1 protein-coding gene is annotated in these 1,278 nt (G+C 63.9%); it reads right to left on the reverse strand.

Annotation, left to right across the window (positions count from 1 at the left end; all coding sequences use genetic code 11):
* Positions 1 to 34: 34 nt before the first annotated feature.
* A protein-coding gene (locus AB4Z16_RS28030; protein WP_441514578.1) for an IS3 family transposase occupies positions 35 to 1,215 on the reverse strand; the annotation gives its coding sequence in 2 pieces (ribosomal slippage) (positions 35 to 951 and positions 951 to 1,215; 1,182 coding nt in all).
* Positions 1,216 to 1,278: the final 63 nt, after the last annotated feature.

A 1,278-nucleotide genomic window follows, 5' to 3' on the forward strand; every position in this document is an offset into this window, starting at 1 on the left:
TGATCCGCCCCCGCCGGCTGGTCCAAGGTGATTGTTAGTGGACGGTTGGTCTCGACACCAGCGCGGGCGGCGTAGCTGGTCCGGGTTGCGCAGCCGCCCTCGCGGTCATGGCGGGGATGAAGACCTCTGGCGCGGGAGGCTTGTATCCTAGCGAGCCGTGCGGGCGCAGCGTGTTGAAGTGCCGCCGCCAGCTTTCGACGACGATCTTCGCCTCCGCGAGGGTGTAGAAAATCTCGCCGTCGAGGAGTTCATCGCGCAACCGGGCATTGAACGACTCGATGAAGCCATTCTCCCAGGGGCTGCCGGGTGCGATGTAGGCGGTCCTCGCGCCAACCGCGCCGATCCACTCCTGCACGGCCTTGGCGACAAATTCCGGCCCGTTATCTGAGCGAACATGCTCGGGCACGCCGCGCAGGATGAACAGGTCCGAGAGCACGTCGATGACGTCGATCGCCTTCAGCCTGCGATCAATGCGGATCGCCAGGCACTCATGGGTGAACTCGTCGATGATGTTCAGCATCCGGTATTTTCTCCCGTCATGGGTGCGATCCTCGACAAAGTCGTATGACCAGACATGGTTGGGCCGCTCGGCGCGCAGGCGGATGCAGGATCCGTCTCCCAGCCAGAGCCGACCTCGTTTGGGTTGTCGGGCCGGAACCTTGAGCCCCTCGCGTCGCCAGATCCGCTCGACCCGCTTGTCATTGACCACCCAGCCTGCCGTCGAGCGCAGCAGCGCGGCGATCTTGCGATAGCCGTAGCGGCCATAGCGGCGGACCAGTTCGACGATGTCGGCGATGAGTTGCTCCTCATCGTCGCGTCCGTGCGGGATGCGGCGCTGGGTCGAGCGGTGCTGCCCCAACACACGGCAGACCCGCCGCTCCGACACCTTCAGAGCAAGCCGGACATGGTCAATGCAGGCACGGCGACGCGCGGGGCTTACCAGTTTCCCGAAGCCGCCTCCTTCAGGATCAGCTTGTCGAGCGTCAGGTCGGCGACGGCGCGACGGAGCCGGGCGTTCTCAGCCTCAAGCTCCTTCATCCGCTTCACCTGATCCGACTTCAGGCCGCCGAACTCACGACGCCAGCGGTAGTAACTCACCTCCGTCACGCCGATCGAGCGGATCGCGTCGGCAACGGATTGCCCTTGCGAGACCAGCACATCGACCTGACGCAGCTTTGCGACGATCTCTTCGGGCTTGTGGCGCTTCTTCGGCATATCGGTCCTCCTGTCTGCCAAAAGACATACTTCAGGGTGGACCAATTCAACGGGGGTGGATCA

The organism is Allobosea sp. TAF32 (assembly GCF_052113585.1).
Classification (GTDB): Bacteria; Pseudomonadota; Alphaproteobacteria; order Rhizobiales; family Beijerinckiaceae; genus Allobosea.